This window comes from Pseudoalteromonas sp. BMB, from assembly GCF_001709235.1.
GTDB lineage: Bacteria > Pseudomonadota > Gammaproteobacteria > Enterobacterales > Alteromonadaceae > Pseudoalteromonas > Pseudoalteromonas maricaloris.
Genome location: NZ_MBQA01000189.1, coordinates 1 through 25392, shown reverse-complemented (window position 1 = coordinate 25392; position 25392 = coordinate 1). Strand labels below are relative to the sequence as shown.

The window sequence follows — 25392 nt, the reverse complement described above, 5'->3', positions numbered from 1 at the left end:
ATCCGCAGCTCAGGTTACTTAATTAAGTGATCTTTTTGAAGGGGCAAGTATTAAGATAAATTGGTATTACTGCACGCTTCATTATTTAGTGCCGAGATTATCTCATCAGTGTTAGCTTATCGACCACATACATCAATGTATTAATATCAAATTTTCCATCTAGCCTTAATAACCAATCACTGTTGGGCTGCAAAATGTAAGCAGTTTGAACTCCTGAAGGCCTGATAGAAGAAAAAATATGTTTTGCTCCGTGAGTAGCGGTAAACACATTTGCTTCGTCTATAACGCCAAGCTCAGCACTGACTTTCTGCATGTCTTCACTCTGTATATCAAACGTGCCATTGAAAGCTCGTGTCATAAACTCAAGGGGTGTTAAATCATACTTGTTAGGTAGACCAGCAAGTGCGGTAGCGCCAGTTATCCAGCTTAACGTTAGTTCAGAAGAGTTGTCGCTAATCACTACTGAGTAGGTATCGCTAGTAAAAGTTTGAAATGAAACTTTACTTGCCTGCTCCGAGGGCTGACAGTAGCTAAAATGCTTGAGTGCTATTTCTATGTGTGATGGAGAGCAAATTGAGCTAGCCTTCGCTTCTACAAAGCTAGGTATACTGAAAATGATTAATGAAAATAAAAGAAATAAAGACTTTAGCACTTTCTTTCCTAACATGGAGAAAGTTTAAAAGTAACATTAGAAAAATGAGCTAGGAATGAATAAAGAGGAAATAAATTGTTACTAAATGGTGCGGAAAGAGAGACTTGAACTCTCACATCCGAAGATACTGGAACCTAAATCCAGCGCGTCTACCAATTCCGCCACTTCCGCACAGTAGATATTTTATTTGTAGCTAACATCTCAAAAAGAGATGGCTGGAGTACCAGGATTTGAACCTGGGAATGGCGGGATCAAAACCCGCTGCCTTACCGCTTGGCGATACTCCAGCAATAGAGGTAAGTTCAAACCTTATTTAGCCCAGATTTGAGTTAGGCTACCTTACCGCTTCCACTTCGTGTCGAGACGATACCCAGCAACAGAGGTAAGTTCAAGAGTTTGAGTTCTACTTGAAAGAACATGGTGCGGAAAGAGAGACTTGAACTCTCACATCCGAAGATACTGGAACCTAAATCCAGCGCGTCTACCAATTCCGCCACTTCCGCATTATATTGTCTGGAGTATTTGGAACCTAAATCCAGCGTCTATTTTCAAGACATCTGCTAATTCCTCAACTTCAGAAAGATGGCTGGAGTACCAGGATTTGAACCTGGGAATGGCGGGATCAAAACCCGCTGCCTTACCGCTTGGCGATACTCCAACGAAATAAAATCTTTTTGAGTTCTGATTTAAAAGAACATGGTGCGGAAAGAGAGACTTGAACTCTCACATCCGAAGATACTGGAACCTAAATCCAGCGCGTCTACCAATTCCGCCACTTCCGCATTTGTAAATGGTGGCTATGCCCTGATTTGAACAGGGGACCCCATCATTATGAGTGATGTGCTCTAACCAGCTGAGCTACATAGCCATTGGCTGGAGTACCAGGATTTGAACCTGGGAATGGCGGGATCAAAACCCGCTGCCTTACCGCTTGGCGATACTCCAACGAAAACTCAAATCTAACTTAAATTGTTGAAACCAGGATTTGAATCCGGGGGTGGATGAGTGATGGATCAAAACCTCTCTCTTCTCTGCCTTACCGCTTCCACTTCGTGTCGAGGCGATACTCCAACGAAAATTTGATTGTTTTAGTTCAAATCAAGAACATGGTGCGGAAAGAGAGACTTGAACTCTCACATCCGAAGATACTGGAACCTAAATCCAGCGCGTCTACCAATTCCGCCACTTCCGCACAGTGTAGCTAACATCTCAAAAAGAGATGGCTGGAGTACCAGGATTTGAACCTGGGAATGGCGGGATCAAAACCCGCTGCCTTACCGCTTGGCGATACTCCAACGAAGTAAAATCTTTTTGAGTTCTGATTTAAAAGAACATGGTGCGGAAAGAGAGACTTGAACTCTCACATCCGAAGATACTGGAACCTAAATCCAGCGCGTCTACCAATTCCGCCACTTCCGCACATCTTTTTGCATTAGTTATTGGAACCTAAATCCAGCGTCTATATTAAGACAACTACCAATTCCATTACTTCCGCATATTTTTTGCAACAAAAAATCGATGAGTTTTGGTAGTAGTTAAAGCATGGTGGCTATGCCCTGATTTGAACAGGGGACCCCATCATTATGAGTGATGTGCTCTAACCAGCTGAGCTACATAGCCATCTCTTTAACTTCTCATCATCGCTGATGCGGGGCGTATTATGCGTATATGCCCCCAAGCCGTCAACACCTTTTTTGCAAAAAATCTGCTAACACAGTTTGTTTGCAGATAAATTAAGCGAAACGGCTTGTTTTTATATCAAATCATGCGGGGCAATTGCAAATTTTTAACAAAACCTGTGAATTTTTATTCCTTTGAAGTCTATAACTTACTCTGAAGAACAAGGTACTTATTTGATTAAAAAGCAGAGTTGATAAAACTAAAAAGGAGCCGAAGCTCCTTTTATTGAAATAGCGTGTAGTAACTATGGTTACACGTTAAATAAGAAGTTCATCACATCGCCATCTTTCACGATGTATTCTTTACCTTCTTGGCGCATTTTACCTGCGTCTTTCGCACCAGATTCACCACGGAACTCGATATAATCATCAAAGCCGATAGTCTGTGCACGAATAAAACCACGTTCAAAGTCTGTGTGGATTTTACCAGCAGCTTGAGGTGCTGTCGCGCCAACAGGGATAGTCCATGCACGCACTTCTTTTACGCCAGCTGTAAAGTAAGTTTGCAGTTTCAACAACTCATAACCACCACGGATCACGCGGTTTAGGCCTGGCTCTTCTAAGCCTAAGTCATCCATAAACTCTTTCTTATCTTCTTCTTCAAGTTCAGAAAGTTCAGCCTCAATTGCTGCACATACAGGGATCACAACCGCGTCTTCTGCTGCTGCAATTTCACGTACTTTGTCTAGGAACGGGTTGTTTTCAAATCCATCTTCGTTAACATTGGCGATGTACATAGTTGGCTTGATCGTTAAAAAGTTTAGGTAGCTTATTGCTGCCGCTTCTTCTTTATTTAGCTCAAGTGAGCGAAGCGTTAAGCCTTCGTCCAAGTGCGCTTTTACTTTTTCAAGTACAACTAGTTCAAATTTCGCGTCTTTATCGCCGCCTTTCGCTTTCTTCGCGTTACGTAAAACCGCGCGATCAGCAGTATCCATGTCTGCAAGTACTAGTTCAGTGTTGATAACATCAATGTCTTCAGCAGGATCGATTTGACCAGCAACGTGAACGATATTTTCATTTTCAAAACAGCGAACTACGTGACCGATAGCATCCGTTTCACGGATGTTTGCCAAAAATTGGTTACCTAAACCTTCGCCTTTTGATGCGCCTTTTACCAAACCGGCAATATCCACAAACTCCATTGAAGTTGGGATAGTACGCTGAGGGTTTACAATTTCAGCTAGCTGGTCAAGACGAGCATCTGGTACTGGTACTACACCGGTATTCGGTTCGATAGTACAGAAAGGAAAGTTTGCGGCCTCAATGCCCGCTTTAGTCAACGCATTAAATAAAGTAGATTTACCTACGTTAGGTAAACCAACAATGCCACATTTAAAACCCATAGTGTTTATTCCTAAATTTCTACCGTATTATCTCAAGCACGCATCATGGCGAACGAGAAGCTTAGGTATTACTCAATCAATCGCAGCAGTAAACTGTTACGGTTTAAATGAATGTAGTCGATTTTGTGCTTTTAACACACCGTCTTTTGCGAGTATTTCCATACATCGGACTGCTTCATCCACAGCGGCATCAATTTTCTCTTGATCAGCTTGTGGTGCTTTGCCTAAAACCCACCCCGTGACTTTGTCTCTGTGTCCTGGGTGACCAATACCAACGCGCAATCGCATAAATTCTTTGTTATTTGCCATTTTAGCGATTAGGTCTTTTAAGCCATTGTGACCGCCGTGACCACCACCTTTTTTGAGTTTGGCGACACCGGGTTCTAAATCCATTTCATCGTGAGCAACAAGAATACTCTCGACGGGGATCTTATAAAAATTGGCAAGACTCGCGACCGCTTTACCACTTAAGTTCATATAAGTCGTAGGGATCAGCAATTTAAACTCTTGATTATTGATGAGCACTTTGCCGGTGAGGCCGTGATGTTTAGCGTCTGGTTTTAGGAGGCAGTTGTATCTTCTGGCTAGTTCTTCGATAAACCAAGCGCCAGCGTTATGACGGGTGTTTGCGTATTCGGGGCCTGGATTAGCCAGGCCCACAAGCATTTGAATGTTATTCAAGGTGTTAACACCTGAACAATTACTCAGCTGCGTCTTCAGCAGACTCTTCAGCAGGAGCTGCTTTAGGAGCGTTTACTGAAACAACTGCTTGGTCGTGATCTGCACCTTTAGCAAGTTCAACTGAAACAACGCCAGCTGGAAGCTTGATATCAGATAGGTGTAGAGTTGCGCCAACAGCTAGAGTCGCTACGTCAACTTCGATGAACTCAGGAAGTCTTGCAGGAAGACAAGTGATTTCAATTTCAGTTAGTTGGTGAACGATAGTGTTGCCACCTTTAGTTGCTTTCTCTTCGTTGATGAAGTGAACAGGAACTTTAGTGTGAAGCTTTTGAGAAGCATCAACGCGTTGGAAGTCTAAGTGAGTGATCTTAGGCTTGTACGGGTGACGTTGCATATCTTTAAGAATTGCTTCAACAGACTCACCGCCAATGTTTAGCGTTAGGATGTGAGTGTAGAAACCTTCGTCTTCTTGCGCTTTCAATACTTTGTTGTGATCAAGAGTTAGTGAAACTGCATCTTTACCAGCACCGTATAGGATTGCAGGAACTTTGTCAGCGCGACGTAGGCGGCGGCTCGCACCAGTACCTAGGTCAGAACGTACTTCAGCGTCTAATTTGTATACAGACATGGATGTCTCCAAAATAATTTAAGTTAATGTGTCAGAGAGCTCGCGACCAAGCTCCCTGCCTAAAAAAGGCGCGCCAATATACCACTAACGCACTTGCAATGAAACCTATAAAACAAAAAAAGCACCAGAGGTGCTTTTTGGCTAATCAGTTTTGGTGCCGATTAGTGTTGAAACATCGCAGAGATTGACTCTTCGTTGCTGATACGGCGGATAGTTTCGGCCATCATATCTGCAAGTGTTAGTACTTTGATGTTATCAAGCGCTTTCAATTCATCAGAAAGTGGAATTGAGTCAGTCACGATAACTTCATCGATAACTGAGTTGCGTAGGTTTTCCGCAGCATTGCCCGAAAGTACTGGGTGGGTTGCATAAGCGAATACGCGTTTTGCACCGTGCTCTTTAAGTGCTGCTGCTGCTTTACATAAAGTACCGCCTGTATCTATCATGTCATCGACAATGATACAGTCACGACCAGCAACATCACCAATGATGTGCATAACTTGAGAAACGTTAGCCTGTGGACGACGCTTATCAATGATCGCTAGGTCTTTATCATCTAACAGTTTTGCAATCGCACGAGCACGAACCACACCACCGATATCAGGTGAAACTACTACTACATCTTCGAACTTACGCTCTTTCATGTCTTCGATTAGCACTGGGCTACCGAATACATTGTCAACAGGTACGTCGAAGAAGCCTTGGATTTGTTCTGCGTGTAGGTCAACGGTAAGAACACGGTCAACACCTACGCTTGAAAGGAAGTCTGCAACAACTTTAGCAGTAATTGGAACACGAGCAGAGCGCACACGGCGGTCTTGACGTGCGTAACCGAAATAAGGAATAACGGCTGTGATACGACCAGCAGATGCACGACGTAGCGCATCAACCATGACGATTAACTCCATTAAATTATCATTTGTAGGAGCACATGTTGATTGGATGATGAATACATCTGAACCACGAACGTTTTCGTTGATTTGAACGCTAATTTCACCGTCGCTAAAACGGCCAACAACGGCATCACCTAACTCAATAAACAAACGTTTTGCAACTTTTTGAGCTAGCTCAGGTGTTGCGTTACCAGCGAAGAGCTTCATGTCGGGCACGGTAGGGTTCCTCAGGCACTGAATTTTTTGGACTAACATGCAATGACCATGAAATAAAAAAGTCAAAACAAGCTAACTTAAACAATTTACTTCTAGTTTTGCCAAGCGCGCAATTGTCGATGACAAATTGACTCACTTGTATTTTGGGCAATAAAGCCCTGCCAAGATGAAGGTAGAGTTTCGAGCACACGCAGCGCTGCCTCACGATTTTCAAACTCCGCGAAACAACAAGCTCCAGTACCAGTCATTTTGGTTGGTGCATATTTTAGCAACCACGCGAGGGTCTTTTCAACCTCGGGGTAAAGCTTTTTGACAAGAGTTTGACAGTCGTTGCCCGTATCCGAGAGTTTCCAACCGCTTTTTAGCTTAGGCGTATTGCGCGGTAAGTCTGGGTGAGTAAAGACTAACGCGGTGCTGACATGAACGGGTGGGGCAACCACTAAATACCATTTTTGAGCGATGTCAATTGGCTCAAGTTGCTCGCCAACGCCGTGGGCTACAGCTGTTTTACCTTCAACAAAAACAGGCACATCGGCGCCTAGCTGGAGACCGAGTTTTGCAAGTTCTGGGATAGTAAGCTGACATTGCCACAGCGTATTGAGTGCCAATAAAGTCGTGGCAGCATCGGATGAACCACCACCAACACCTCCACCCATGGGAAGCTGTTTATTTAAGTGAATGTCGACACCAGCCGCAATTTTTTTATAGGGCTCAAGAATTTTGGCGGCTTTATAAATGAGGTTATCTTCGAGTGGAATACCTGCGGTGTCACCACAAATGACGATTTCTTGCTGGTTACTGGTTAGCGTAAATGCTAATTCATCACCAAAATCTAAGAAAGTAAATAAAGTTTCTAATTCATGGTAGCCGTCTTCTCGACGGCCATTGATATGCAAAAAAAGATTTAATTTTGCCGGTGCGCTTAGCGTCAATGTCTTCATTTAAACTGCCATGAAGTGATTAATACTTTGACCTCAATATTGGTCGATGAGAGTTTCATGCGGCTAGGCAGCCACATTCCGTCTTGCATTTTATATTGTTGATAGGTGATTTGCCACACTCGGCCTGATGGGCTTTGCCACTGTGCATTGCTTATTCTGCCAAGGTCATCAAGTTCGCTGGCTGGTGCTTCAACTAAGCCCGTTAGCCATTGAGGGGCTTGATTGACCGGAAGAGAGAGACCACTTAAACGCTTAACCAGATCGCTACTGTCCATGCCTTTATGGACATTGTCTTCAAAGGTCAGCTCCGAATGTGTGTCTAATTCTTCTAGTTCGAATATGCGGGTGCCAACAAAGCTGGTTAAAATCAGATTTTGTTTATCTTCTTTTAAATACCAATTAAAGTTAGCTGATTGACGATTGTCTGGGGCAATAAATGCAAGTTTACCTCTCGCTTGCCAATTTTTTTGTTGTTTTAGTCTAGATTGCCAGTCTTGTGCTACGTTTTGCTGAGGTAATTGTTGCGCACAACCCGTTAAAATTAATAAAAATATGAGTAAAATCAAATGAAGTTGTCTCAAAGGCCTTTCCTTACTTTCCATATTCGATTGATTTTTGGTAAAATTGCCGGCTTTAAAGCAGGGCTCGAGCAATACTGGCATCTATGACCATCATCGCACTTGGTATCAATCACAAAACCGCGTCTGTAGAATTACGTGAAAAAGTGGCGTTTTCTCCAGAACAGCTTACAGAAGCATTGCACCAACTCCAACATTCTTCGCAGTTTAAAGAATCTGTGATTGTGTCGACCTGCAATCGAACCGAGATCTATTGTAGCCTTGAGTCTGCTGATCCCCAAGCACTACTCGGTTGGTTGTCAGATTTTCATAACATAGAGCAACGAGACTTAACAGAAAATGTCTATGTGCATATGAATCAGGATGCGGTGAACCATTTAATGCGAGTTGCCTGTGGTCTTGACTCATTGGTTTTAGGTGAGCCACAAATTCTTGGGCAAATTAAACAAGCTTTTAGTACAGCCAAACAGCACCATGCAATTCAGCCAACATTTGAGCGCTTATTCCAAAAGACTTTTTCGGTGGCGAAGCAAGTGCGCACCGAAACCGATATTGGTGCAAGTGCTGTCTCAGTGGCATATGCCGCTGTTAATTTGGCAAAGCATATTTACGGTCAATTGGATAAAACTCAGGTCTTGTTAATTGGTGCCGGTGAAACAATAGAGTTAGTTGCTAAACACTTATCGCAGCATAATCCAAAGTCAATCACAGTCGCGAATCGCACAATTGAGCGCGCACAAAACCTAGCAAAAGAAGTTGGCGGCAGTGTTATTTCACTGGCACAGTTGCCAGATGCGCTACCAAGTGCAGACATTGTTATTAGTTCAACTGCGAGCACCTTACCAATTATCGGTAAAGGAGTAGTCGAGCAAGCGCTTAAAAAACGTCGCCATAAACCAATGTTATTTATCGATATTGCGGTACCTCGCGATATCGAAAGCCAAGTGTCAGAGTTGGATGCCGCTTATCTTTATTCAGTTGATGACCTTCAGGCGATAGTCAATGAAAACTTGGCCAGTCGTGAACAAGCGGCCATTGAAGCGCAGCAGATCATCGATGTACGCACGCAAGAGTTTTCCGAGTGGCAACGTTCGCTGCATTCAGTGGATGTGATTAGGCAGTATCGCCAAAGCGCGCAAGAAATTAAAAATGAGCTCGTGGACAAAGCAATAAATCAGCTACAATCGGGCAAAGAAGCAGATAAAATTATTATTGAATTAGCAAATAAGCTGAGTAATCGACTAACACACGCACCAACACGCGCCATTCAAGAGGCTGCGAAAGAAGGCGATATAGATAAGTTAGCGCAACTCAAGCAAACATTAGGTATTGAGCAGGAATAACGTGTAAATGAAAGAGTCTGTATATCGTAAGTTAGAAACCTTAGTAGAGCGCTATGAAGAAGTTCAAGCGATGCTAAGCTCGCCTGAGGTGATTAGCGATCAGAACCGCTTTCGCGCCTTGTCAAAAGAGTTTTCAGAATTGGAAGACGTAGTTAAAGCGTTTACAGCCTACCAGCAGGCTCAGGAAGACGTCGCAACTGCTGAAGAAATGCTAAAAGACTCAGATCCAGACATGCGTGAAATGGCACAGGAAGAGTATAAAGAAGCAAAAGCTGCCATTGCTGCGCTTGAAGATGACCTTCAAGTATTGATGTTACCCAAAGATCCAAAAGACAATAACAACGTATTCTTGGAAGTGCGTGCGGGAACTGGTGGTGATGAAGCCGCGATTTTCGCTGGCGATTTATTCCGAATGTATAGCCGCTATGCAGAAACGCAAAAGTGGCGCGTTGAAATCGTGAGCGCTAACGAAGGCGAGCACGGTGGCTATAAAGAAGTTATCGCTAACATTAGTGGCGATGGTGTTTATGGCAAACTTAAGTTTGAATCTGGCGCTCACCGTGTACAACGTGTGCCTGAAACCGAATCTCAAGGCCGTGTTCACACCTCTGCATGTACGGTTGCCGTGATGGCAGAGATCCCAGAAGCAGAAGCAATCGAAATTAATCCATCTGACCTAAAAGTGGATACTTTCCGTGCTTCGGGTGCCGGTGGTCAGCACGTAAACAAAACCGATTCTGCTATTCGTATCACTCACTTGCCGACAGGCGTTGTGGTTGAATGTCAGGACGAACGTTCACAACATAAAAACAGAGCGAAAGCGCTGTCTGTACTAAGTGCGCGCTTACAGCAAGCAGAAGATGAAAAACGTGCAGCGGCAGAAGCTTCTGAACGTCGTAATCTAGTAGGTAGCGGTGACCGCTCTGAGCGTATTCGTACTTACAACTTCCCGCAGGGCCGTATTACCGATCACCGTATCAACTTGACGCTATATCGCCTTAATGAAGTGATCTCCGGTGAGTTGGGTGCTGTTATCGATCCGCTGGTTATTGAATATCAGGCTGATCTACTAGCAGCAATGAGCGAAAGCGATTAATGCCAACACTTAACATTGCCCAAGCCGTTGCTTGGGCAACCTCTGAGCTGCTACCACACTCCGAGTCAGCAAAGCTCGATAGCGAAGTGCTATTACTCCATGTTATCGATAAAAACCGCACTTATCTCTTTACTTGGCCCGAAGCTGAGCTTTCTACACTAGAGCAGCAGCGATTCGAAGAAAGTATCGCACGCCGTGTTACGGGAGAGCCTGTCGCACACATCACAGGTCAAAGAGAATTCTGGAGCCTGCCTTTAAAAGTCAACAACAGCACGCTTATTCCAAGGCCTGATACTGAAACTCTGGTTGAGCATGTTTTAACTCTCAGCATGCCAAATGACGCTCAGGTGCTAGACTTAGGCACAGGTACTGGCGCGATTGCACTGGCATTGGCGAGTGAATATCCAGCTTGGCAAATCATCGCAGTAGATGCTTCAGCAGATGCAGTGGCGCTTGCAAAGTCTAATCAATCTCAGTTGGGCTTTAGAAACGTGTCGATTTTGCAAAGTGATTGGTTTAGCGCGGTTGCGGAGCAACAGTTTGATTTGATTGTGAGTAATCCACCTTATATTGATGAAGCCGATCACCACTTATCACAAGGAGATGTGAGATTTGAACCGCTCAGCGCGCTGGTCGCGGATGACCATGGCTATGCGGATATTTTTCATATCATCAGGACGGCTAAGCAACATCTGAACTCGGGGGGATATTTGCTACTTGAACATGGCTTTGAGCAAGCAGATAAGATCCAACAGTTTTTTGCAGAAATGGCGTATATTAATATACTTACAATAAAAGATATGGCAGGGTGTGATAGAGTGACGTTGGCAATGTTGCCGTAAAGTCATGAACTCACACGAAAGTTAGGCGCTTCAATAGGATCCGCAATATGGATGATTTTTTGTTTTCAGACGAACCCGCTGACGTAGTTGAACCTGAAAAAGTAGGCACTTGGAAGGTTATTATTGTCGATGATGAGCCCGAAGTGCATGCAGTGACAAAGTTAGCACTGAGTGACTTTGAGTTTCAAAAAAAGCGTCTGGAATTTATTAGCGCTTATTCGGGTGAAGAAGCAAAGAAAATCGTCGATGCCAACCCTGATGCTGCGGTGGTGTTACTGGATGTTGTCATGGAAACCGACGATGCTGGTTTGCAGGTCGCAAAATACATTCGTGAAACCGCCAAAAACAATCATATCCGTATCATTTTAAGAACTGGTCAGCCGGGTCAAGCGCCTGAACGCCAAGTTATCGTGAACTACGATATCAACGACTATAAATCAAAAACAGAACTCACCGCGCAAAAGCTCTTTACTGTAGTCATGTCGAGTTTACGTTCATATCGTGACATTCTCGCCATCGATCAATCAAGACAAGGGCTTGAGAAAATCATTAAAGCCTCCCGTGATATTTTTGCTACTCACTCAATTGAGAGTTTTATTGAGGGAGTGTTACAGCAACTCACTTCGCTGATAGGCACGGTCGACCAAGCCATGTATGCAACGTCACTTGCGGCGGGTAAAGAGCCCGGTCAAACGAACGATCAACTGGTTGTATTTGCGGGGCGTGGAGAGTTTGAAAGTAGCGAAGGTAAGCCGATTTCTGAAGTACTTAGCAGCGACCAAATGGATGCTTGCTTAAAAGCACTACAAGATAAAGACATTGTATATAAAGACAATTATCTATTCGCCTATTGCTCCAGTGACTATAACCACGCCTCAATGCTATTTGTGTCTGGTATTCCTGAATTCTTAACCGAAACCCAGCGCCATTTAATTGATATTTTTGCTCAGAATATGCAATTGGCGTACGAAAATGTACAGCTACAAGCCGAGATTGAAGATACCCAGCAAGAACTGGTGATCCGTTTAAGTGAAGCGCTTGAGCTTCATTCCACCAATACCGGCAATCATGTGAAGCGGGTGGCATATCTTTGTCATACGCTTGCCAAAGAAATGGGTCTTTCTGATAAAGAAGCTGAGCTGGTGAAAATGGCGTCACCACTGCACGATGTGGGTAAAGTTGGTATTCCTGACGCGATTTTAAATAAGCCTAGCAAGCTGGATGACGAAGAGTGGAAAGTCATGCAAACCCATACAGACAAAGGCTTTGACTTGTTAAAAGATTCTCGCCGTGAGATTGTCAGTGCGGGCGCGTTAATCGCTCGTGACCACCATGAAAAATGGGATGGCAGCGGTTATCCGAAAGGTAAAAAAGGCGATGAAATACACCTTTATGGTCGCATCGTAGCACTAGCTGATGTGTATGATGCGTTACGCCATAAACGTTGCTACAAAGAGGCATGGAGCCAAGAAGAAGCGCAAAAAGAGATTACTGCGCAAAAGGGAAAACACTTTGACCCCAAACTCGTAGATGTATTCAACCGTTGTATTAATGAGTTAGAATTGATCCTACAACGTTTCCCTGATTAGAGAATAATATGGATTACATGGCGTTAAAACATACGCACTTACTATTTGTGGTATTGAGCATAGTGCTATTTTACACTCGGGCGTTTTCGCGTTTGGGCTCTGGTAAGTTAGCAACAAACAAAGGCGTGTTTATTACCAGCCACAGTGTAGACACTTTGTTGTTAGTTACAGCGGTTATTTTGGCGGTAACGGCTGGGCTCAATCCTGCACAACAACCTTGGCTGCTACAAAAAATAGTTTTAGTGTTTGGTTATATTGCACTGGGTTTTGTTATTGGAAAAACAAGTGTTAAAAAGACCAAATATTTGGCGCTCGGCGCTGCAACATTGGTACTAATGGCCATCGCGCATCTCGCTGTAAGTAAGCAGAGCTTCTTTGCTTAACCATTTCAATTGGCGCTTGGTTTATCACCGAGCGCTTCTATATCTCCATAATAAGTAAACATTTTTACTATTTCAGCGAACGATAGATTGGTATTACTAAATTTCCCCCCTTGGGAATATGACAAAAAGTGGTAAACTAGTCTTTCTAAATGAAAGCAATTCAAGAGAAACTGAATTCTATGAAGAATGATATCTGGTTAGATGAGAATGACTTATCTCTCGATGACAATTCAGATGCATTTTCCTATCCGCCGTTGATCCGTTGTATCAAGGCTGAGCAAAGTTGGGATGCACAAGCTGACACCAATGAAACTTTGTGTCAGTTAGCGGAGCTTGAATTTGCCGTGGATGAAATTCGCCATAAGCATGCAAACAATCATAAATGTTTGGATGAAATCTTAGACGCTTTTTATACCTTGTGGCTATTCAGTGGCAGCAGTCAAAAGGTGCCTGAATATAAGCTCAATAGCGTTTGTTACGCACTTTCTATGCGCAGTGGCACCAATACCGCACTGGGTCTTGTCTTGGTGCATCTGCTTGAACGAGCGAAATTAGAGGCCAGTCTTGCCCTAAGCCAAGGAGAGATTGTCGTACACGTCGCTTTTAGCGAAGAAGAAGGTTATGTCATTGAGCCAAGCTCAGGCCACCAGAGCTGGTACATAATTCCAGAAAACGAAAACAACCAAGATAAAGAGCAAGAAAAAGACCAAGAGCCGATGGAGCTTATTTTTAACGAAGAGTCGTTAAAGCTTTATTTGTCTCAGCAAAAATGGGCGTTTATTGCCGCAGAAAAGTTTGGTCACGCGTTAAGTTGCGTCGAGCAATTGATGGATATCTTAGGCGATGATCCTTATGAACGTCGTGATAGAGGCTATCTACTCAACCAATTAAATTGTCCGAAGATGGCAAAAGACGACTTACAGTTTTTTGTTGATGAATGTCCGGACGACCCAACCATTGAAGTGATCCAGCATCAGATCAAAGAGTTGGCCGATCATAATAATATTTTGCATTAAAAATAGTTATATAAAAAATAATAACAGCGAGGATTTATGGAGCAAAGCGCTGCGCTCGTTACCAATAACGCGGTAATTATGGGCCTATTGGCCGTTATTCTGGGATTTGTTTTTTACACATCGAGTCAAAAAAGCGGAGTTTGGGCAAAGTTTTACAAGTACGTGCCAGCGCTGTTGATGTGTTATTTCTTACCATCTCTGTTAAATACCTTTGGTATCGTTGATGGCAACAATAACGATGTTTACACGGTAGCAAAGTATTATCTGTTACCCGCTTGTTTGGTGCTATTGACACTGAGTATTGACCTAAAATCGATAGCGGCTTTGGGTAAAAAGGCAATTATCATGTTCCTAACGGGAACGGTGGGTGTGGTGATTGGTGGCCCAATTGCACTTTTACTTACTGCTACCTTTATGCCTGAGCTACTTGGTGTAACTGGCCCTGAAGCTGTATGGCGTGGTATGGCCGCGCTTGCAGGAAGCTGGATTGGTGGCGGTGCCAATATGGTGGCGATGAAAGAGATTTACGGCGCAGGCGGAGAAATCTTCACCATCATGGTAACGGTTGATATTGTTGTCGCAAACTTGTGGATGGCGTGCTTGCTCTATATGGCGGCGCGCAATAAAGAAATTGATGCGCGAACAGGGGCGGATACTTCTTCAATCAACCGCCTAATTGACAAAGTACAAGCATTTGAAGCCGAGCACGCAAGAAAACCCGAGCTCAAAGATTTGATGATCCTAGTTGGTTTTGCTTTTGGTGCAACGGGGCTTGCGCATTTTGCTGCGGATCTACTGGTGCCATTTTTTAGTAGTAACTACCCTGAGCTGAAGAAGTTCTCTCTTCACAGCAAACTGTTTTGGATCATAGTCCTCGTTACGACCATAGGCCTGGCTCTTTCGTTTACCAAAGCACGTCAATATGAAGCGGTTGGCGCGTCAAAAATTGGCTCAAGCTTTTTATATATTTTAGTAGCAACCATTGGTCTACACATGGATATCACCAAAATTGTTGAGGCGCCTAAATACGTCGTTATTGGTGTTATTTGGATGGCCGTGCATGTTGGTTTGTTATTTATCGTTGCTAAATTAATTAAAGCACCTGTGTTTTATGTTGCCGTTGGCAGTAAAGCAAACATTGGTGGTGCGGCATCTGCGCCGGTGGTGGCCTCGGCTTTCCACCCAGCGCTTGCTCCGGTCGGTGTGTTACTGGCGGTGCTTGGTTATGCCCTTGGTACTTATATGGCTTGGTTATGCGGACAATTGCTTCGTGTAATAGGCAGCTAAAGGATAAAAAATGAATACAGATATTATTAACGTTGCGGGACGAGAAGTTGCAAACGATAAGCCGTTTGTACTGTTCGGTGGAATGAATGTGCTTGAGTCTCGTGACTTAGCAATGCAAATCGCAGAGCATTACGTTGAGGTCACAAGTAAACTTGGGATCCCATACGTATTTAAAGCGTCATTTGATAAAGCTAATCGCTCGTCAATTAACTCTTACCGTGGCCCTGGCATGGAAGAAGGCTTAAAGATTTTTGAAGAAATCAAAAAGACCTTTAATGTACCGGTTATCACCGATGTACATGAGCCATTTCAAGCAAAACCCGTTGCGGAAGTTGCTGATGTGATCCAGTTACCGGCGTTTCTTGCCCGTCAAACAGACTTAGTTGTCGCGATGGCAGAAACTGGCGCGGTGATCAACGTGAAAAAACCACAGTTTTTAGCACCACATGAAATGCGTCATATCATTAAGAAGATCAATGAAGCGGGTAATGACAAAGTTATCCTCTGTGAACGCGGCAGTAGCTTTGGTTATAACAACCTTATCGTGGATATGCTGGGCATGGATGACATGAAGCGTATGGCTCCTGTTATTTTTGATGCGACACATGCACTGCAGCGTCCGGGTGGTCGTAGCGACTCTGCCGATGGCCGCCGTGCTCAGGCTGCTGAGCTTGCTCGTAGCGGTATGGCACTTGGGTTAGCTGGACTCTTTATTGAAGCGCATCCGAATCCAAATGAAGCTAAGTGTGATGGTCCTTGTGCATTGCCACTGGCTAAACTTGAAGGCTACCTACAACAGATGAAAGCGGTAGATGAGCTAGTTAAGAGTTTTGCGCCACTGGACACCAGCGCAGCTGATTTATAATCTATACCCAAGCGACCTCATAATTAGATGTTGTTTGGGGATTTTACTTGCCCGCGGTTAGCGGGTTTTTTATAGGCATGAATGAATGTCACGACGAGTTCCACCATTAAATGCATTAAAAGCCTTTGAGGCGGCGGCACGACACCTGAGCTTTACCAAAGCGGCGGAGGAGTTGTACGTCACTCAAGCTGCGGTTAGTCATCAAATTAAAATCTTAGAAGAACATCTAGGTTTAAAACTGTTTTTGCGAAAAAATCGCTCCTTACTGTTAACTGAGGAAGGGCAGGGCTATTACCTCGATATTAAAGATATTTTTTCACAATTAATCGATGCGACTGAAAAGCTCCTAGCGCGAGGCGCAAAAGGGTCGTTAACGGTGAGTTTGACGCCGAGCTTTGCAATTCAATGGTTGGTACCAAGGCTGAGTAACTTTAATGAGTTGCACCCTGAAATCGACGTACGGATCAAAGCCCAAGATCACGACGATAATTCGTTAACGGATGATGTTGATGTCGCGATTTACTACGGTCGTGGTAACTGGAATGGGGTGCAAACCCATAAGCTACATACTGAGTACTTTGTGCCATTATGTAGTCCATTTTTGTTAACTGGCCCCAAACCGCTAAATCAGCCAAGCGATTTGGCCCAGCATACTTTACTCCATGACACCACGCGTCGCGCTTGGAAAGCATGGATGAAAACCGCTGGGGTCAGAAATGTGGCGGTAAATACCGGGCCTATCTTCAGTCACTCTTCTATGGTGTTACAGGCAGCAATTCACGGCCAAGGCGTGGCGCTGGGCAATAGCGTACTGGCAAGACCGGATATAGATGCAGGGCGACTGGTTATTCCGTTTAGTCACCACCTCGAAAGTAAAAATGCCTATTATTTGGTATTTAGAGAATCGCAGTCAGAGCTGGGTAAAATAGTTTCATTCAAAGAATGGATGCTCGGTATGGTAGAACACGAACAAGAGTTAAATAGTTTATGAGCGCAGTAAATATTGAATGGCACTATGCTGAAAACCCAGTTGCACAGTTTATTTTTGCCCATGGTGCAGGTGCAGGAAGCGATAGCGATTTTATGCAGGAAATGGCTAAATTGCTTGCTTCTATGGGCGTTCAAGTTGGGCTCTTTGACTTTGAATATATGCAGCAAGCCAAACAAGAAGGGAAAAAACGCCCACCAGAGCGTGCCCCTAAGCTACTCGCGTATTTTCAGCAAGTACTGGCCGCAGTAGAACCAAGTTTACCGCTCTTTATTGGTGGTAAGTCAATGGGCGGGCGTATGGCATCTATGCTAGCCTGTGAAACCACTGTAAAGGTGGAAGGAGTACTTGCGTTTGGCTACCCATTCCACCCGCCAGGTAAGCCGGAAAAGCTCAGAGTGGACCATTTTCCTGAGTTGAAGTGCCCGTTGCTCATTTTACAAGGCGAACGTGATACCTTTGGCAATCGTACAGAGGTTGATGCCATGTGCTTTCCAGAGCAAGTCATGGTGAAATGGCTCAAAGATGGCGACCATTCACTCAAGCCACGTAAGGTGAGTGGTGTAAGCGAGTCAGAGAGCCGCGTGAATGCTGCCGTGATTGCGGCGAATTTTATTAAGGAGCGCTGTCATGGCTAAGCTCTACTTGATTATTGGCAGCGTGTTTTGTTTATTGTCTGTGGCTTTAGGCGCGTTTGCCGCTCACGGTCTCAAAGGACGTTTGAGCGACTATGCCATTGGTATTTTTAATACGGCGGCGCAATACCAAATGACTCATGGTCTTGCCATTATTGCCACCGCGTTTTTAATCAAATGGGGCCTCAAGGTACAAGTTGCTGGTGGCTTTTTTATTGCGGGTGTATTGCTATTTAGTGGTAGTCTGTACTTACTAGCCTTAACAGGCATGAAATGGCTAGGGCCAATCACCCCAATCGGTGGTACCTGTTTTTTAATTGCTTGGATTTTATTGATAGTTCAAGCTGCTAAATCTTCCTTTTAATCTAGAGAATCTAATGTCGAGTATCGTTATCTATTGTCGCGGTGGTTTTGAAAGTGACGCCGCAGCCGAGATTAATCATTATGCTGCAAAGCATGGAATTGCTGGCTACGTAAAAGCTAAGCCGAATACTGCTTTTGTAACATTTGAGTGCTTTTCGCCAAATGATGCTGAGACCTTAGCGAAGAAAATCGACTTTAAGAAACTGGTGTTTGCAAGGCAGTGGTTTGTTGGCACTTTACATACCCACATGCCGATTGAAGACAGAGTGAGCGTGATAAAAGCGGCTGTGGAAGGTTTTCCTTTGTGTGGTGAGCTGCGCGTTGAAACGCCAGATACTAATGAAGGAAAAGAACTTTCTAAATTCTGTAAAAAGTTTTCAACCCCATTGTCTAAGGCGCTCGAGAAGCAAAACAAGCTGACTCGTGAGGTAAAACCTGCCAAGCCTGTATTACACGTATTGTTCCTTGCCAATAACACCGCTTATGTCGGTTATTCGTTTAGTGATAACAATTCGCCATTCTTTATGGGGATCCCACGTCTGAGAATGCCATCGGACGCACCAAGTCGTTCGACGCTAAAATTAGACGAGGCATTCCATGTCTTTGTGCCTAAAGATCAGCAAGAGACACGTGTGCGCGCGGGGATGCGAGCAGTTGATTTAGGTGCTTGTCCTGGCGGTTGGACATACCAACTCGTACGTCGAGGTATGTTTGTCGCCTCAATCGATAATGGCCCGATGAATGATGACCTGATGGAAACGGGACAAGTGAAGCACTATCGTGAAGATGGATTCAAATATCGCCCAGAAAAACGCAATATTGATTGGCTGGTGTGTGATATGGTCGAAAAGCCAACGCGTGTTGCTGATCTGATGGTGGACTGGGTGGTGAATGCGTTTGCTCGAGAGCTGATCTTTAACTTAAAGCTACCGATGAAAAAACGCTTCGATAGCGTGTATGAATGTCTTACGCTTATCCATGAAGAGCTGCAAAAGTATAATGTGGATTATGAGATCCAAGCAAAGCACCTATATCATGACCGTGAGGAAGTTACGGTACATATTAATGTGCTTAAAGTACCGCAAAATTTGTATAGCTGATTTTAAACGATAACAAGATCGCCGCGTAAAGCGGCTCCCACACGGGTGTTACCTTAGTTGTAGGAGCGATTTTACATCGCGATCTTTTTGTCTTAATCAATCAGTCTTAATAACTTGTTACGCGGTTGATTTCTGTAAGCGATGTCACCCCAGCGGCGGCTTTTTTCAGGCCAGACTTACGTAAGTTATCAAAACCTAACTGCTCTGCTTTTTCGGCAATCTCAAGAGAATTACCCCCTTCCATGATCAGGTGCGAAAGCTCTGGCGTGATTTTTACCACTTCATAAATACCCACACGGCCTTTGTAACCGTCGGTACAGTTTTCACAGCCTTTAGGCGCGAAAAGGGTAATCTCTTTAATTTGCTCGGCAGTAAAGCCTTGCCCTAACAAGGCTTCTTCCGGCAGCGTTTCAGGTGTCTTACACTTAGGACAAAGGCGCCTTGCGAGACGCTGGGCGATAATCAAACTCACCGAGCTTGCTACGTTGTACGCCGGCACACCCATGTTTAATAGACGGGTGAGCGTTTCAGGCGCAGAATTGGTGTGTAGCGTACTCAATACTAAGTGACCAGTTTGGGCGGCTTTTATTGAGATCTCAGCGGTTTCAAGGTCACGGATCTCACCAACCATCACCACATCCGGATCCTGACGCAAGAATGCTCTCAAGGCATTGGCGAAAGTCATATCCGCTTTGGTATTGATTTGTACTTGGTTAATACCCTCAAGGTTTATTTCGACAGGGTCTTCCGCCGTGCTGATATTGCGCTCTGGCTGATTAAGAATATTCAAGCCAGTGTAAAGTGACACGGTTTTACCAGACCCCGTTGGGCCGGTTACCAAAATCATGCCCTGAGGCTGCTCTAGTGCGTCGAGGTAGAGCTTTTTCTGCTCTGGTTCATAACCTAGCACGTCAATGCCGAGCATGGCGCTAGACGAATCTAGAATACGCATTACGATTTTCTCGCCCCACATGGTAGGCAGTGTACTCACACGAAAATCGATACTTTTGCGTTCGGAGATCTTTAATTTAATGCGGCCATCTTGCGGTTTGCGTTTTTCTGCTATGTCTAAGTGCGCCATCACTTTGATACGGGCGGCGAGGCGAGTTGCTAGTGTGTTTGGTGGACTTGCCATCTCATGTAGCAGGCCATCGATACGAAAACGCACGCGATATTTCTTCTCGTAGGGCTCAAAGTGTAGATCCGACGCGCCTTTTTTTATCGCGTCCATTAAGATTTTATTGATATAAACGATGATTGGCGCATCGTCTTTATCTTCGTTGGTGTTTTGCTGTTTAGGCTCGTCATCAACTTCTAAGTCGGCAAATTCTTTAAATTCTTCTTCAGAAATCGAGAGGCCGCCCGTTGCATCAAACAGCTGATCAATCTTTGCTTCGAGTTTTTTGTAGTCGGCTACCAGTACTTCACACTGTAATCCAGTACTAAACTCAAAGTTTTCAAATGCGCCAAAGTCAGTAGGATCAGAAGCTGCAACGTAGAGTTTTCTACCTTTTTGTACCAGCGGTAAAATATGGTGCTTACGGATCAGTTTTTCTTTGACTAGCGCTGGTGGAATTTCACTAACGTTAAAGTGATCAAGATTAAAAAAGGGCACCTTGAATAAGTCTAGGCATTCTTCAGCTAGCTCTTTGGAGCTCATTCCTGAACTTAGGCAAATTAACTCGGCGGTGGTGTTTGCTTCTGACTGGCGAGACTTTATTTGCTCAGCAGTGACTCGCCCTAAGGTAATAAATTTACGCAGTAGCGGGGAATGATGTTCCATAGTACCTCTTTGCCTTCACATTGAATGCATATTCAATATTTATCATTAAGTTGGAAAAATGCCAAGTTATCACGTTGAGTGTAGAGTAAATTTTACTAATTATTTAGTCTTACTTTCACTTTTGCTAGATTGATAAACTCATTGTGTAATCTATCTGTCTCTTGCAGGCTTTCAAGTAGCGGTCGGTCGTTGTCTAGGATGTAGTCCGCTTTTGCTTGTTTATCTGCGCGCGGTAACTGCGACTCGATAATACGTTTTACTTGCGCTGCATCTACCAAATCTCGGCTGGTTGTTCTTGCGATTTGCGTATCAACCGCGACATCAACAAGTAAAGTGGCATCGCAGTAGCGCTCTAAGCCATTTTCGAACAGCAGGGGCGCCGCTAAAACCACGTAATCGCTTTGCGCTGCGTTTAACTGCGTGAGTATTTCATTACGGATAAGCGGGTGAAGTAGCTCATTAAGCCACTGTTTTTTGTCGTCATCAGCAAAAATAATGGCTCTTAACTTAGCTCTATCTAAGTTGCCGTCCGGCTGTAAAATGGCACTGCCAAATTCATCAGTAATTGCTTGTAGCCCTGTGCTGCCTAGCGCGACTACTTCTCGTGCAACGATGTCGGCGTCAACAACCACTATCCCTTTTTGCTGCAAGTGGTTAGTGATGGCCGTTTTACCCGCACCAATACCGCCCGTTACCCCTAAAATCCAATTATTCGTTTTTAGCATTGTGTTACTTTACATTATTAAGTTTACGTACCACAGCTGCAGCTGCTCGCCGTACATTAAGGTGATCCAGCCTGCAATGGCTAAGTAAGGGCCAAACGGAATAGGCGTGGCTTTATCTCGGCCTTGAACACTTAATTGGATACTACCAATGATTGCGCCGACTAGGCTTGAAAGTAGCACTATAGTTAAGATTGCTTGCCAACCCATCAATGCACCAAAGATGGCTAGCAGTTTAAAGTCGCCATAGCCCATGCCTTCTTTACCTGTGAGTAATTTAAAGAGCCAATACACGCTCCATAAACTCAAATAACCTATGGCCGCACCGATAATGGCATCATTGGGCTCAATGCCAACACCAAAACAGCTGACAACCAGTACTAACCATAAGGTTGGTAGTGTTAATTGATCGGGCAGCAACATTTCGTCGATATCGATAACCGTAAGTGCGACTAATACCCAAGTAATCAAAATGTACAGAGTGGCTTCTAAAGTGGCACCAAAATGCCACGCAACCCATGTGGAGAGTAGGGCGGTTGTTAGCTCTACCAAAGGATAGCGGACAGAGATTGACGCGTCGCAGTGGTTGCATTTGCCTTTTAATAATAGCCAGCTGATCAGTGGAATGTTTTGCCACGCTTTAATCGGCGTTTTGCAGCTGGGGCAATGAGAATTTGGTTTAATTAAATTAAACACGGGGACTTCAGAGGTTTGTTTTGGAAGCTCACCGGCAAGCAACACGCGACACTCTGATTGCCAGCTCTGCTTCATCATTTTAGGTAAGCGAAGAATAACCACATTGAGGAAGCTACCGATGCAAAGGCTTACGAGTCCGACGGTGAGTAACCAATACCATAACTGGGTTTGCATCAAGTTGATAATATCTTGCATAAGTTGGGCGCTTGCTTATATTTTTTGTTTAAATTACCGAGGCATACTCGGTATGGATTTTTGCAGTTTACCACACAGCACTATTGAGAGGCACAGCACTGCACCTCTTAATAGTGTAATTTTGTGAACAAAATTAAATAACAGAACCTAGTTGGAATATCGGTAAGTACATGGCAATGATAAGGCCACCGATCAGTACGCCGAGTACCACCATAATGAGTGGTTCTAATAGGCTAGAAAGGCCATCCACCGCATCATCGACTTCTTGTTCGTAGATGTTAGCAACCTTTGCTAACATACCATCTAAAGAGCCTGATTCTTCACCAATAGACACCATTTGCACCACCATATCTGGGAAGACTTTGGTGTTATGCATTGCCCAGTGCATTTGGTTACCCGAGTTAACCTCTGCTTTAATCTCTTTAATTGCGTTTTTGTAGATAATATTGCCTGATGCACCTGCGGCAGAATCGAGCGCATCACCAAGGGGAACACCCGCTGCAAAGGTGGTTGAAAGCGTGCGAGCATAACGCGCCACCGCTGCCTTTTTAAGGATCTCACCAATCACTGGAATGCGCAACATCATACGGTCATTAAAATGCTTTACCTCAGGGCTACGAATAAGCATTTCTTTATAGGTATAGCCAAAAAGACCAATACCAAGTACAAATATCCACCAGTATTCCTGCATAAATTCGGAAATTGCGATAACCATTAGCGTGAAAGCGGGGAGTTCTGCACCGAAGCCGTTAAATATATCTTGAAACTGAGGCACAACGAAAATAAGCAAAATACCAGTTACAATTAAAGCCACAGCGATAACAGCGATTGGATAAAATAACGCTTTTTTTATTTTAGACTTTAGTGCTTCTGATTTTTCTTTGTATAGAGCTACTCGATCAAAAATAGTATCCAGTGCTCCTGATTGTTCTCCTGAGTGGACAAGATCACAATAAAGTTCATCGAAATATCTAGGATGAGCACGCAGTGACCTGGCAAGAGGTTGTCCTGCTTTAACTTCATCGCATATATGGCCAATTAGTTTTGAGAGGCTTTTATTTTTAATTCCTTTTGATAGCATCTCTAGGGTTTGTACCAAAGAAACACCAGCCATCAACATTGTGGCAATTTGCCTTGTGGTAGTCGCAATATCTGCGGCGGTTATTTTCTTTGCGCCACCAAAACCAAAAAGAGGCTTTGGTTTTCGTTTTACTTTTGACGGAATAACGCCTTGCTTGCGAAGTTGAGCTTTCACTAACGCGACACTCTGACCTGTCATTTCACCTTGAAGTTTTTTTCCTCGGTTATTAACACCGGACCATACAAAAGTGTCTAAGCTATTCGCATTATTCTTATCTGATTTCATGACTTAGCAGGTGCCCTCAGCGATGCAAGTACTAGATGAATTAAGAGACCAAATGATAGTATTGTTACTTTCAGAGCCTTCAAGAATGTAGTTGTCATTTGTACCATTTGAAGCGCTCGGGTTAGCAATACCCGTAATTTTTATTGTTGAGTCAAGGCTTATTTGAACAGAGCTTACGTGTAATGGAGAACTTATTGATGACAAAGATAGACCTAGTTTTTGAAATGTATTGCAGTTTTCTAACTGATAAGCTCCTCTAGTTACGTAGCAAGTTTCAACTCCTTTCTTTACAGCTTCTACTGCAATTATCACTTCAACAAATCTTGCTTTTTTAAATTTGTTGTCAAAAAGGGGTATGGCTATACCTGCAAGAATGGAGATAATAGCTATTACAACCATAACTTCCAGCAAAGAATATCCAAGGCTAACAGAATAGCCTTGGTATTTGTATGAATTTGCCCTACTAGCAAAGACCATCGGCTATACAGTCACCTGTTTGGGCCCATGTTAATGTTCCATTGCTTGCTGTCGGGGTAAGTACAAATGTACTGCTGTCAACTGATGCGGCTCCCGTTGCTGTAATTACGGCAGTTGTTGCTGTAACTGCAACTGAGGCTACGTGCGTTCCAGCTGCTGCACCATCAGCATCCAGGCCGATTTCGTCAGCAGTATCACAATTAGCTAAAACACCAGCGCCACGAGTTTGGAAGCAAATATCAACGAGCTGTTTTACCGATTCGGCCGCCAACACTACTTCTGTAAAGCGAGCCTTCTTGGTGTAGTTTTGATAAGCAGGCAGAGCCACTGCTGCAAGGATACCGATGATCGCGATAACAATCATTAGTTCGATTAGGGTAAAACCACCCTGTTGTTTTTGAGTCATGATGTGTCTCCTAAATTTTAAGTGACTTAACCATAATAAGTTTAAGTTAAGCGTTTATTAAAACCTTTGCAATAATTACCAATCCATCGAATCAACAAACTGGTGTGCTCAAATTTACTTAACGGTGACCAAGAGGATGAAACAAACACATCGTTCCAAGTCCCTACAAGCTAGACCCGTTAAATTTGTGACCGGTCCCTAATCAACTAAGAGTGTAGCACCGATTTAGTTTCAGCGATCACAATTAACATTTACTTTAATAGTAAACGCTGAGCTCAGCAATTGAATTTTAATAATAAATTATTGATTCTCTTGCGGTAGCTCAAGCTTTCCTAATATCGGTTCAAAAAACGAACGGAACCAATCGTTACCGAACATTAAGATCTTGTTACACTCTAGTTCTTTTGTCGTATTTAACGGGTTTTAAGTAGGTTTGTCAACGAAATAGAAAACTTTATCTATTACGTGGGATTACGGGAAAGTACAGAACACTCCGTTTATGGTAGCGATTTTGTTATTGAATAAGGCTAGGGCCTGTTGACCTTTGCTGTTTGATTTTTGTTCTTCTGAGTGTGTTTTGGTCGCGACGCTCGACTTGCCGCCTAGTAATCTAGGCAAAAGTTGAGCAA

General features: G+C 43.8%; 25 protein-coding genes and 11 tRNA genes. 12 read left to right on the top strand and 24 right to left on the bottom strand.

From position 1 onward, the window contains the following. Positions 1-97: 97 nt before the first annotated feature. The 18 genes from BB427_RS17530 to lolB all read right to left on the bottom strand — a co-directional run bounded on the left by BB427_RS17530 (position 98) and on the right by lolB (position 7614). Positions 98-652 carry a hypothetical protein gene (locus tag BB427_RS17530; protein ID WP_069022228.1) on the bottom strand — a complete coding sequence of 185 codons (555 nt, stop codon included), beginning with the start codon at positions 650-652 and terminating at the stop codon, positions 98-100. An 86-nt stretch (positions 653-738) separates the two neighbouring features. After that, positions 739-823 (bottom strand) — tRNA-Leu (locus BB427_RS17525). 41 nt (positions 824-864) lie between these two features. Beyond that, positions 865-939 (bottom strand) — tRNA-Gln (locus BB427_RS17520). 131 nt (positions 940-1070) lie between these two features. Beyond that, positions 1071-1155: transfer RNA gene (locus tag BB427_RS17515), tRNA-Leu, on the bottom strand. Positions 1156-1235: 80 nt separating this feature from the next. Further along, positions 1236-1310: transfer RNA gene (locus BB427_RS17510), tRNA-Gln, on the bottom strand. A 39-nt stretch (positions 1311-1349) separates the two neighbouring features. Next, positions 1350-1434 (bottom strand) — tRNA-Leu (locus BB427_RS17505). A 9-nt stretch (positions 1435-1443) separates the two neighbouring features. Further along, positions 1444-1520, bottom strand: a tRNA-Met gene (locus tag BB427_RS17500). A gap of 2 nt (positions 1521-1522) precedes the next feature. Continuing rightward, positions 1523-1597, bottom strand: a tRNA-Gln gene (locus BB427_RS17495). A 162-nt stretch (positions 1598-1759) separates the two neighbouring features. Beyond that, positions 1760-1844 (bottom strand) — tRNA-Leu (locus BB427_RS17490). Positions 1845-1872: 28 nt separating this feature from the next. Continuing rightward, positions 1873-1947 (bottom strand) — tRNA-Gln (locus BB427_RS17485). Between the two features lie 39 nt (positions 1948-1986). After that, a tRNA-Leu gene (locus BB427_RS17480) sits at positions 1987-2071 on the bottom strand. 124 nt (positions 2072-2195) lie between these two features. Next, positions 2196-2272 (bottom strand) — tRNA-Met (locus BB427_RS17475). Between the two features lie 310 nt (positions 2273-2582). Beyond that, positions 2583-3674, bottom strand: coding sequence for a redox-regulated ATPase YchF (ychF, locus tag BB427_RS17470; protein ID WP_010370435.1), 1092 nt, complete (start codon positions 3672-3674; stop codon positions 2583-2585). A gap of 96 nt (positions 3675-3770) precedes the next feature. Beyond that, a complete protein-coding gene (gene pth, locus BB427_RS17465) occupies positions 3771-4355 on the bottom strand; it encodes an aminoacyl-tRNA hydrolase (protein ID WP_069022226.1) in 585 nt (194 codons plus the stop codon). 19 nt (positions 4356-4374) lie between these two features. After that, positions 4375-4983 carry a 50S ribosomal protein L25/general stress protein Ctc gene (locus BB427_RS17460; protein ID WP_017217941.1) on the bottom strand — a complete coding sequence of 203 codons (609 nt, stop codon included), beginning with the start codon at positions 4981-4983 and terminating at the stop codon, positions 4375-4377. 161 nt (positions 4984-5144) lie between these two features. After that, a complete protein-coding gene (locus BB427_RS17455) occupies positions 5145-6092 on the bottom strand; it encodes a ribose-phosphate pyrophosphokinase (RefSeq protein WP_010370444.1) in 948 nt (315 codons plus the stop codon). 92 nt (positions 6093-6184) lie between these two features. Beyond that, the gene (ispE, locus tag BB427_RS17450; protein WP_069022219.1) at positions 6185-7033 is read right to left on the bottom strand and encodes a 4-(cytidine 5'-diphospho)-2-C-methyl-D-erythritol kinase; all 849 of its coding nucleotides are present in this window, start codon (positions 7031-7033) and stop codon (positions 6185-6187) included. Beyond that, positions 7030-7614: a lipoprotein insertase outer membrane protein LolB gene (gene lolB / locus BB427_RS17445; RefSeq protein ID WP_157234650.1), complete on the bottom strand. Its 585-nt coding sequence runs from the start codon at positions 7612-7614 to the stop codon at positions 7030-7032. Before lolB ends, ispE begins: the two co-directional genes overlap by 4 nt. An 83-nt stretch (positions 7615-7697) precedes the next feature. Between lolB and hemA the strand changes: the two genes are divergently transcribed. From hemA to rlmM, 12 genes are all read left to right on the top strand, one after another. Further along, positions 7698-8954 carry a glutamyl-tRNA reductase gene (hemA, locus tag BB427_RS17440; protein WP_069022217.1) on the top strand — a complete coding sequence of 419 codons (1257 nt, stop codon included), beginning with the start codon at positions 7698-7700 and terminating at the stop codon, positions 8952-8954. Between the two features lie 7 nt (positions 8955-8961). Then, positions 8962-10050, top strand: a complete 1089-nt coding sequence (prfA, locus tag BB427_RS17435; RefSeq protein WP_010607352.1) for a peptide chain release factor 1 — start codon at positions 8962-8964, stop codon at positions 10048-10050. Continuing rightward, positions 10050-10892 (top strand): peptide chain release factor N(5)-glutamine methyltransferase, encoded by an 843-nt coding sequence (gene prmC / locus BB427_RS17430; protein ID WP_069022215.1) that lies wholly within the window; start codon positions 10050-10052, stop codon positions 10890-10892. The genes prfA and prmC overlap by 1 nt, the downstream gene beginning before the upstream one ends. Before the next feature lie 47 nt (positions 10893-10939). Then, a complete protein-coding gene (locus tag BB427_RS17425; protein WP_069022213.1) occupies positions 10940-12481 on the top strand; it encodes a response regulator in 1542 nt (513 codons plus the stop codon). Between the two features lie 8 nt (positions 12482-12489). Continuing rightward, positions 12490-12864 carry a SirB2 family protein gene (locus tag BB427_RS17420; protein WP_069022211.1) on the top strand — a complete coding sequence of 125 codons (375 nt, stop codon included), beginning with the start codon at positions 12490-12492 and terminating at the stop codon, positions 12862-12864. A 179-nt stretch (positions 12865-13043) separates the two neighbouring features. Further along, the gene (locus tag BB427_RS17415; protein WP_216360650.1) at positions 13044-13880 is read left to right on the top strand and encodes a tetratricopeptide repeat protein; all 837 of its coding nucleotides are present in this window, start codon (positions 13044-13046) and stop codon (positions 13878-13880) included. Positions 13881-13916: 36 nt separating this feature from the next. Further along, positions 13917-15167, top strand: coding sequence for a DUF819 family protein (locus BB427_RS17410; RefSeq protein WP_010607347.1), 1251 nt, complete (start codon positions 13917-13919; stop codon positions 15165-15167). Between the two features lie 10 nt (positions 15168-15177). Beyond that, complete coding sequence (kdsA, locus tag BB427_RS17405) at positions 15178-16032, top strand: 3-deoxy-8-phosphooctulonate synthase (protein WP_010370475.1); 855 nt, start codon at positions 15178-15180, stop codon at positions 16030-16032. 85 nt (positions 16033-16117) lie between these two features. Then, positions 16118-17023: a transcriptional regulator GcvA gene (locus BB427_RS17400; RefSeq protein ID WP_010370478.1), complete on the top strand. Its 906-nt coding sequence runs from the start codon at positions 16118-16120 to the stop codon at positions 17021-17023. Beyond that, positions 17020-17658: an alpha/beta family hydrolase gene (locus BB427_RS17395; protein ID WP_069022207.1), complete on the top strand. Its 639-nt coding sequence runs from the start codon at positions 17020-17022 to the stop codon at positions 17656-17658. Before BB427_RS17400 ends, BB427_RS17395 begins: the two co-directional genes overlap by 4 nt. Beyond that, positions 17651-18019, top strand: coding sequence for a DUF423 domain-containing protein (locus BB427_RS17390; protein ID WP_017217933.1), 369 nt, complete (start codon positions 17651-17653; stop codon positions 18017-18019). The genes BB427_RS17395 and BB427_RS17390 overlap by 8 nt, the downstream gene beginning before the upstream one ends. A gap of 13 nt (positions 18020-18032) precedes the next feature. Further along, positions 18033-19118: a 23S rRNA (cytidine(2498)-2'-O)-methyltransferase RlmM gene (gene rlmM, locus BB427_RS17385; protein WP_045961995.1), complete on the top strand. Its 1086-nt coding sequence runs from the start codon at positions 18033-18035 to the stop codon at positions 19116-19118. Between the two features lie 106 nt (positions 19119-19224). Here the strand turns inward: rlmM and pilB are convergent, their stop codons facing one another. From pilB to BB427_RS17355, 6 genes are all read right to left on the bottom strand, one after another. Next, positions 19225-20901, bottom strand: a complete 1677-nt coding sequence (pilB, locus tag BB427_RS17380) for a type IV-A pilus assembly ATPase PilB (protein WP_069022205.1) — start codon at positions 20899-20901, stop codon at positions 19225-19227. Positions 20902-20996: 95 nt separating this feature from the next. Further along, the gene (coaE, locus tag BB427_RS17375; protein ID WP_069022203.1) at positions 20997-21626 is read right to left on the bottom strand and encodes a dephospho-CoA kinase; all 630 of its coding nucleotides are present in this window, start codon (positions 21624-21626) and stop codon (positions 20997-20999) included. 9 nt (positions 21627-21635) lie between these two features. Next, positions 21636-22514, bottom strand: a complete 879-nt coding sequence (locus BB427_RS17370; protein ID WP_069022202.1) for a prepilin peptidase — start codon at positions 22512-22514, stop codon at positions 21636-21638. 133 nt (positions 22515-22647) lie between these two features. Next, the gene (locus tag BB427_RS17365) at positions 22648-23880 is read right to left on the bottom strand and encodes a type II secretion system F family protein (protein WP_069022200.1); all 1233 of its coding nucleotides are present in this window, start codon (positions 23878-23880) and stop codon (positions 22648-22650) included. Between the two features lie 3 nt (positions 23881-23883). Next, positions 23884-24357 (bottom strand): pilin, encoded by a 474-nt coding sequence (locus tag BB427_RS17360; protein WP_069022198.1) that lies wholly within the window; start codon positions 24355-24357, stop codon positions 23884-23886. Beyond that, positions 24344-24763, bottom strand: coding sequence for a pilin (locus BB427_RS17355; RefSeq protein ID WP_069022196.1), 420 nt, complete (start codon positions 24761-24763; stop codon positions 24344-24346). The genes BB427_RS17360 and BB427_RS17355 overlap by 14 nt, the downstream gene beginning before the upstream one ends. Positions 24764-25392: the final 629 nt, after the last annotated feature.

Excerpts from the sequence above, each read along its gene's own strand:
- ychF (WP_010370435.1), bottom strand. The coding sequence starts at position 3,674 with ATGGGTTTTAAATGTGGCATTGTTGGTTTACCTAACGTAGGTAAATCT.
- rlmM (WP_045961995.1), top strand. The coding sequence starts at position 18,033 with ATGTCGAGTATCGTTATCTATTGTCGCGGTGGTTTTGAAAGTGACGCC.
- prmC (WP_069022215.1), top strand. The coding sequence starts at position 10,050 with ATGCCAACACTTAACATTGCCCAAGCCGTTGCTTGGGCAACCTCTGAG.
- BB427_RS17365 (WP_069022200.1), bottom strand. The coding sequence starts at position 23,880 with ATGAAATCAGATAAGAATAATGCGAATAGCTTAGACACTTTTGTATGG.
- pilB (WP_069022205.1), bottom strand. The coding sequence starts at position 20,901 with ATGGAACATCATTCCCCGCTACTGCGTAAATTTATTACCTTAGGGCGA.
- BB427_RS17460 (WP_017217941.1), bottom strand. The coding sequence starts at position 4,983 with ATGTCTGTATACAAATTAGACGCTGAAGTACGTTCTGACCTAGGTACT.
- BB427_RS17420 (WP_069022211.1), top strand. The coding sequence starts at position 12,490 with ATGGATTACATGGCGTTAAAACATACGCACTTACTATTTGTGGTATTG.
- hemA (WP_069022217.1), top strand. The coding sequence starts at position 7,698 with ATGACCATCATCGCACTTGGTATCAATCACAAAACCGCGTCTGTAGAA.
- ispE (WP_069022219.1), bottom strand. The coding sequence starts at position 7,033 with ATGAAGACATTGACGCTAAGCGCACCGGCAAAATTAAATCTTTTTTTG.
- BB427_RS17410 (WP_010607347.1), top strand. The coding sequence starts at position 13,917 with ATGGAGCAAAGCGCTGCGCTCGTTACCAATAACGCGGTAATTATGGGC.
- BB427_RS17355 (WP_069022196.1), bottom strand. The coding sequence starts at position 24,763 with ATGACTCAAAAACAACAGGGTGGTTTTACCCTAATCGAACTAATGATT.
- coaE (WP_069022203.1), bottom strand. The coding sequence starts at position 21,626 with ATGCTAAAAACGAATAATTGGATTTTAGGGGTAACGGGCGGTATTGGT.
- BB427_RS17395 (WP_069022207.1), top strand. The coding sequence starts at position 17,020 with ATGAGCGCAGTAAATATTGAATGGCACTATGCTGAAAACCCAGTTGCA.
- BB427_RS17390 (WP_017217933.1), top strand. The coding sequence starts at position 17,651 with ATGGCTAAGCTCTACTTGATTATTGGCAGCGTGTTTTGTTTATTGTCT.
- kdsA (WP_010370475.1), top strand. The coding sequence starts at position 15,178 with ATGAATACAGATATTATTAACGTTGCGGGACGAGAAGTTGCAAACGAT.
- BB427_RS17360 (WP_069022198.1), bottom strand. The coding sequence starts at position 24,357 with ATGGTCTTTGCTAGTAGGGCAAATTCATACAAATACCAAGGCTATTCT.
- BB427_RS17425 (WP_069022213.1), top strand. The coding sequence starts at position 10,940 with ATGGATGATTTTTTGTTTTCAGACGAACCCGCTGACGTAGTTGAACCT.
- prfA (WP_010607352.1), top strand. The coding sequence starts at position 8,962 with ATGAAAGAGTCTGTATATCGTAAGTTAGAAACCTTAGTAGAGCGCTAT.
- BB427_RS17400 (WP_010370478.1), top strand. The coding sequence starts at position 16,118 with ATGTCACGACGAGTTCCACCATTAAATGCATTAAAAGCCTTTGAGGCG.
- BB427_RS17370 (WP_069022202.1), bottom strand. The coding sequence starts at position 22,514 with ATGCAAGATATTATCAACTTGATGCAAACCCAGTTATGGTATTGGTTA.
- BB427_RS17415 (WP_216360650.1), top strand. The coding sequence starts at position 13,044 with ATGAAGAATGATATCTGGTTAGATGAGAATGACTTATCTCTCGATGAC.